Annotated in this window: 5 protein-coding genes; 3 read left to right on the top strand and 2 right to left on the bottom strand. The window is 46.4% G+C overall.

Annotated elements, in window-relative coordinates; translation table 11 throughout:
• A partial coding sequence (locus BG32_RS01105) for a patatin-like phospholipase family protein (RefSeq protein ID WP_147434776.1) occupies nucleotides 1–1,276 on the bottom strand: 1,276 nt, incomplete at its 3' end.
• A gap of 164 nt (nucleotides 1,277–1,440) precedes the next feature.
• Between BG32_RS01105 and BG32_RS15995 the strand changes: the two genes are divergently transcribed.
• The 3 genes from BG32_RS15995 to BG32_RS01095 are packed head-to-tail and all read left to right on the top strand — an operon-like array spanning nucleotide 1,441 to nucleotide 5,116.
• Nucleotides 1,441–2,415 (top strand): ABC transporter transmembrane domain-containing protein, encoded by a 975-nt coding sequence (locus BG32_RS15995; protein ID WP_259459418.1) that lies wholly within the window; start codon nucleotides 1,441–1,443, stop codon nucleotides 2,413–2,415.
• The gene (locus BG32_RS15990) at nucleotides 2,358–3,170 is read left to right on the top strand and encodes an ABC transporter ATP-binding protein (protein ID WP_259459417.1); all 813 of its coding nucleotides are present in this window, start codon (nucleotides 2,358–2,360) and stop codon (nucleotides 3,168–3,170) included. Before BG32_RS15995 ends, BG32_RS15990 begins: the two co-directional genes overlap by 58 nt.
• Nucleotides 3,171–3,172: 2 nt before the next feature.
• On the top strand, nucleotides 3,173–5,116 hold the full coding sequence (locus BG32_RS01095) for an ABC transporter ATP-binding protein (protein WP_121526263.1): 1,944 nt from the start codon (nucleotides 3,173–3,175) through the stop codon (nucleotides 5,114–5,116).
• Here BG32_RS01095 and BG32_RS01090 read toward each other — a convergent pair.
• On the bottom strand, nucleotides 5,113–6,588 hold the full coding sequence (locus BG32_RS01090; RefSeq protein WP_121526262.1) for an MFS transporter: 1,476 nt from the start codon (nucleotides 6,586–6,588) through the stop codon (nucleotides 5,113–5,115). The two genes, BG32_RS01095 and BG32_RS01090, sit on opposite strands and share 4 nt — an antisense overlap.
• Nucleotides 6,589–6,849 lie beyond the last annotated feature (261 nt).

Below are 6,849 nucleotides of genomic sequence, written 5' to 3'. Positions count from 1 at the left end.
GAAAGGATCTGAACTCAGCGGAACTCTGCACTTCAAAAGGCTTCTGCCGATGAAGATACTCAAGGAAAACGAGAAGCCTCCTGTAAATAGTGAGGTAGTCCAGATCTCGCTCATCTCGAAAGTCATCGGCTCTGTATGCTGCCAGGACCGCCCTCAGCAGACCCGAAGGCGAATAGGCGATCAGCCTTTCGACTTCGAGGAAGTCAGCCATCTCTTCGAGTAATGATGAGACCAGCTCACTTGTTTTCATGTATGGCGTTTTCAACGTACTCTCCAGCCAGGGAATGAACTGTCGGTAGTAATGGTACTCGGCGCACTCGTCTTTTACTCCGTCAAGTCCCAGTAGTTTCAGGGCTTCGATTCGAGACTCACTGTCAAGGGACAGGAAATGGTCCCGCAAGGGATCTTCATCCCCGAATATGAAGTATTTTTCGCCCCGTAAGACTTCATAAGCCTTCATCGTATCAAGATAACCACAAATAAGATAGTTCTTCGAGACTTCGGAATCGAAGGTCATGACTGTTCCAAACTGTTCGGAAGGTTGAATGAGCGTCACATCCATTCCGTCGGTAAAGATATTCACGTAAGCAAGAGAGTCTCCGAAGTACATGCCAATAAGGTCAACGGCTACGACATCCCTGTGACCCCTTTCTTTCGCCATGAAGAGCGGAAAATTCGAGTAAACACCGCCGTCTATGAAGACCTCTCCATCTATCTCTTCTCTTGTGAAGGCAGGGAAGTTTGCGCTTGCCAGAACAAAGTCAATTAGCTTTCCTTCTGGTATGGAGGCTTTGTAAAGAGCATAGGGCTTCATTTCACTCAGTGAGTAAAGGACAATTCCAAGTTCAATCTCGCTCTCTCTTACCTTTTCTTCGGCAATAATCTCCTTCATCTTGTTTCTCAACGGTTCTATATCAATGCCATTGTTCGAAGTAAGAGTCCTCATTGCAGATGCCAGTTCAAGAGTCTCAAGCTGCGCGATATTGCCTTGAATCAGTTCATATAGTTGCGGTGAGGCGTTCATGAGCTCCGAATAATCCATGCTGCACCACAAGTCCCTGGCCGCCTCAAATCCTTCGCTTATTAATCCGGCGGCATTCAAGGCCCCGACAGAGGACCCATAGATCCCCTCGATATCCTGTCCAAGATCCAGCAGAGCTCCATAAACCCCGACCTCGTACGCCCCTCTACCTCCGCCACCTGAAAAGACGACTGCAACGGGCATGGCAGTACTTGCAATGGCAAAAAATAGCACAACGGCAATAATCTCTCTCATAATCCTTCTCCGGTGTTGGTTTAGATTCGGAAAACCTGAATTGATGATATTATTATACATTGGAGAGGAAAGACTCTTGAAATGCTTTTCGGAAATTCATCGCACTTTCCCCTGAAATGTAGTATGATATTAAGTTAGTTTAGCGGACTAGAGAGGCGATAGTTTTGATAAGAGACTTCTTGAAACACAACTGGCCAAGGTACCTCTATGGTTCAATCTTTCTTATTCTTGTGGATCTGCTCATGTTGGTTACTCCAAGAGTTATAGGAATGATTGTGGATGAGATCAGGGGCGGCGCCCAAGATCTTAACCTAGTCGGACTGCTGATAATGGCAGTCATAGGTGTTGCGTTCGGCCTTTTTATAACAAGGTTGTTCTGGCGCGTCTTCATAATGGGAGCGGCTCGGAGATTCGAATACTATACTCGGAAGACTCTTTTCGAGAAACTTCTTACACTTCCCCCTACGTTCTACGACAAGACCAGAGTGGGCGACCTGATGGCCAGATTCACAAACGATGTCAACGCCGTTCGAATGGCTATGGGCCCGGCAGTTGTAATGATCATAGATGCTGTCTTTCTGGTTACCGTCACAATCTTCGCCATGGGGCTCTTCACGAACTGGAGTTTGACCTGGATCTCGATTGCCCCTCTTCCGGCTCTCGCAATTGTTTCTACGTTTTTCGGAAAGATGATCCATAAAAGATTCAAACTGGTTCAAGCTTCCTTTTCCGATCTAACCGATACGATAGAGGAATCGATTTCGGGTGTTCGCCTGATAAAGAGCTACGGTATAGAAGACCTGAGGAACGAGACTCTCACGGAAAAGTCGAATCTCTACGTAGACAAGAATATGAATCTAGTCAAAGTCTGGGGAATGTTCTTCCCTTTGACTCAGACCCTCTCGATGCTGGGCTCTGTACTGGCCACGCTGTTTGGTGGACGAATGGTAATACTCGGGCAGATAACTCTGGGAGAGTACATAACATTCACATCATATCTTGGAATGCTTGTCTGGCCTATGACCGCGTTTGGATGGGTTATAAACATTATCCAGAGAGGAAGGGCTCCTACAGAAGGCTTATGGAAGTCCTTGAAGAAGAGAACAATATTACTACGAACGATCCAATCGAAGTCGTGAGCTTTGAGGGCCACGTCGTGATGAAGAACCTGACCTTCACCTATCCCACTGGTTCAAGACCGGCGCTGGAAAACATTGATTTCGAAGTTAAACCGGACTCCAAGATAGCCATAGTAGGAACGACGGGATCCGGCAAATCGACAATGGCAAAGCTTATAGCCAGGCTGTATCCCGTTGAAGAGGGGATGCTTTTTATCGACGGTGTAGATATCAACAATCTTAGACCGGAAGCGATTAGAGACAACGTTGCGTATGTTCCACAGGAGACATTCCTATTTTCAGAGACAGTAGGAAACAACATTCGATTCGGAAATATGGAGATCTCGGATGAAGAGGTCGAAAGGTACGCTAAGGTTGCCTCGATTCATGAAGATATTGAAGGTTTTAGCAAGGGATACAAAACCATTGTCGGAGAGAGAGGCGTAACGCTTTCCGGAGGTCAAAAACAGAGAATCTCGATTGCAAGAGCCCTGATTAAGGAGGCGCCTCTAGTAATTCTTGACGACTGTCTTTCCGCCGTAGATACCGAGACAGAGGCTGAGATTCTGAAGTCCCTTAAAGAATCCGAAATCAACAGGTCGATAATCGTTATTTCCCACAGGCTGAAGGCTGTTGTGGATTCCGACGAGATATATGTTCTCCATGACGGAAGAATCGTGGAAAAGGGAGCCCACGCGGATCTCGTAGAGGCCGGAGGGTTGTATCAGAGGATGTACGAGAGACAGATGCTCGAAGAAAAGCTCGAGGAGGAATAGTCGTGGCAGAAAACGTTTATAGCGAAATAGAAGAAAAACTCAAAGTTGAAGACTGGCGGGTAGTCTTTAGACTTTGGAAGTACACAAAGCCATACGTTCCTATTCTTATTCTCGCATTGGTTTTGATCGCTGCCTCGACGGCTCTCGACCTACTGCCTCCACTGCTTATGAGAAAGGCAATAGACGATTACATGGACAATCAGTATTCTCTCGTCGTTGTCGAGGAGGGCAATTCATACAGTTTTGTCCAGTCGGAAGAGGGTACCTTTTATCTTCAACAGGACGAGTCCGGAATGTATAGCGTTACCGATGGGACGACCACTTATCCAATTACCGAAAAGCAGCTGACCGAACTAAGAGTTGAGGATCTCAATGGGATAGGACAGATCGCAATTTTCATGAGTCTCATTCTCTTTTCGCTTTTCTTCGTCAATTATGGACAGGTCTACGCGACATCTTACATGGGGCAGAAGATCACACACGGAATTAGAGTCGATCTCTTTCGACACCTGATCAGAGTCCCTATGAGATTCTTCGATACCAACCCAAGCGGAAGGCTTGCCACAAGGGTGGCAAACGATACAGAGAACCTTGCCGAGTTCTTTACCAGTGTTATAACATCTATGGTGAAGGATGTTCTCTTACTCGGCGGAATAATCATAATAATGCTCAACCTCTCGACGTATCTCGGCTTGATAACGGTGGCAATTCTCCCGGTGATTGCCGGCGCGATCTTTGTCTTCAGATACTTCGATAGAGTCGCATATAGAAAGGTAAGAACCCGGCTCGCAATAATCAATGCATTCCTCGCCGAACACATCTCCGGGATGTCCATAACACAGCTTTTCAATCAGGAAGAGAGAAAAAAGAAGGAGTTTGACACCGTCAATAAGAGCCATTTCAAGAGCCTGATGGAGCAGCTATGGGTCTTCGCCATTTTCAGACCGCTGCTTGACCTCCTCTACTACGTAACGATAGCGATTGTTATTTGGTTCGGGGTAAAGAGCATTATTGGAAATACTCTCGCCTTCGGAGTACTGGTAGCCTTCATCTCATATATTGACATGTTCTTCCGGCCACTTCAAGACATCGCAGAGAAGTACGACATCGTGCAGAATGCAATGGCCTCTGCAGAGAAGATCTTCAAGTTGATGGACGAAGAGGAAGAGAAATATAATTCGAACGAGTCAGGAGTCAAATCACTCGAAGGCACGGTAGAGTTTGAAAATGTAACTTTCGCATACGACGGCGAGCACAAAGTTTTGAAGGATATAAGCTTTTCGGTTCGTCCAAAAGAAAAGATCGCCTTCGTCGGAGAAACCGGCGCAGGAAAGACTTCAATAATAAGTATCCTCACAGGGCTTTACAAGATTCAGTCGGGGAAGATAAAGATAGATGGCAGGAACATCTACGATTACAACCTTCAGAGTTTTCGAAAGAAAGTCGGCGTTGTTCTCCAGGATGTGTTCCTCTTTTCCGGGAGTATTCTCGACAACATACGCCTCTTCGATAAGACCGTCAGCAGGGAAAAAGTGATCGAAGCGGCGAAGTACGTTTATGCACACCATTTCATAGAGCGTTTGCAAGACAAGTACGACACAGTTATTCTGGAGAGAGGCGGAACGCTCTCGGCCGGTGAAAGACAGCTGATAGCTCTTGCAAGGGCTGTAGTTTTCAATGCTGATATTCTTGTTCTCGATGAAGCCACTGCAAACGTCGACACGGAAACCGAGGCGCTCATTCAGAGGGCTATGGAGAGGATATCAAAGGAAAAGACAATGATCACGATTGCCCACAGACTTTCGACGATCAGAAATGCGGACAGAATCATGGTGATTCACAAGGGCATGCTTGTAGAGTCGGGAACACACGAGGAGCTGCTTTCAAAGGGCGGAATATACTCGGATCTTTACAGGCTTCAGTATGAGCTGGGTGATATCGCCTAGGAGTCAGAGCGTTCTTCGTGATCGCTGTCATCTGTTGTCTCTTCAGGTTCTATCCCTTCAATATCGCTGAGGTCAATCATTGAGCTGGGCAGGTCGAGTTTCAAAGGCTCGGCTTCTTCTCTCTTCTTTCTCGATCTAAGTTGAAGGACCGGGAATTCGTAGGGCCTGGTGGCCATTCTTCTGCCTACCGTAGACATTGTGTTGAAGAAGACCTGAGTAACGGTCTTGATCTTAGGTGTCTGTACACGCCTAAGAAGAAGAAAAGACAAGAACCTAAACGATGCACCGACCAAAAAGATAACCTGGATACCAAAGAATTCCATTCCAAAAATCGTAATGCTCTTGCCCTTAAGATAAGAGGCTATGAATCCTCCCAGCAGGGAACCACCGAGAGCACCTATCCCGTTGAGAAAAGCCTGTACTGCAACGTACGACTCAACGGAGTAACCTCTAATCATTCCCATCATCATCGTGAAGAGACAGAGGTTTATTGCGCTCCAGACAACTCCAGTTACGATGGCATCTACCGGTAAGAGAAAGACCGCTGTTTGGGGAGTCACAAACACCCACATCAGTGCTAGACAAGTCGCCCCGAGAATCCCGAATTCCGCTACCGACTGATGACCTATTTGATCGGATATCTTTCCCCACAATACGTACATCAGCATGGAAGTGAGAGAGGCGACTATGCTCAAAATGCTCAGATACGAGTAACTGACTTTAAGATTGACCAACTGATGGTATGCGTAGAATGGGCCAGAAATAGTTATCGCAAAATTCCAGACAAAGGCAAATTTGAGGTACTGCCTGAACTTGAGATTCGAAAATACCTCCTTGAACATTCGTCCACGGCCAAAGGTCTTTACGGGCGGTGCGTAGTGCATTTTCAAAAGGAATATTGTTGTTATCGCAAAGGCAGTAGCCATAGACGTCACAATAATGAATCCGAGAGAGCCTTCGTAACGGTCGAGGATCAATGAATACACAGGTGTGATCAGCATTGTGCTGAGTGAGAGAATCAGGTTCCTCCTACCGTAATACTTTCCCGTCGTTTCCGGATCAATCACGTCGCCCATTATAGATGCCCAGAACGTCCCCACGAGTGAGTTGCCAAAGGCAACTAAGCCAAGAAGAACAAGGAGTAGTGACTGAGCTCTTATCCCTAAAGCAAGGGTAACTGGAATAAATGCAATAGGGATTCTACCGAGGAGCGCACTGAAAAGCAAAGCCTTCTTTCTGTCTTTAAACAGCTTCAAGACAAGAGGTGCGGCCAGCTGAACAAGCTGTGCCAGCGTTGGTAGAACGCCGATTATCGCTATTAGCATCTCCGACGCGCCGTATTCGAGAGCAAGTCCGGTAACGATGAAGCCCTGAGTTACAAGAAATGCGAGATTGAAAAAGGAGCCTTCAATAATCGCGAGTTTTCTTGTTCTTCTGTATTCGTGTTTGTTGTAGCCCAGGTAGTCGTCCATTATTGCTCCCGTCGAAATCAAAATGAAGTAGATTCATTTGAGAGTTTAACACCGAAAGAATCGTCCGTGTCGCTTTATCGAAACTGTTGCGTTTCATTTTTTAGAAGTGTCCAAAAAACCTCGAAGCAACTGCGTTCAAGAAATGAAGCTATTACGAAAGGAAGAGCAGGGTAACGATTATAGGGTCTCGTGTTCGGTGAGATGATGATCTGCTAAGCAGAGGAAAGCGAGGTTAGTACCAAGAGGTCAGAAATACGAAGA

This window comes from Mesotoga sp. HF07.pep.5.2.highcov (assembly GCF_003666285.1).
GTDB lineage: Bacteria > Thermotogota > Thermotogae > Petrotogales > Kosmotogaceae > Mesotoga > Mesotoga prima.
This window is presented reverse-complemented; position numbering and strand designations above follow the sequence as displayed.

What these genes read in the sequence shown, in the direction of transcription:
- BG32_RS15990 (WP_259459417.1), top strand. Translation starts at nt 2,358, where the DNA reads ATGGAAGTCCTTGAAGAAGAGAACAATATTACTACGAACGATCCAATC.
- BG32_RS01090 (WP_121526262.1), bottom strand. Translation starts at nt 6,588, where the DNA reads ATGGACGACTACCTGGGCTACAACAAACACGAATACAGAAGAACAAGA.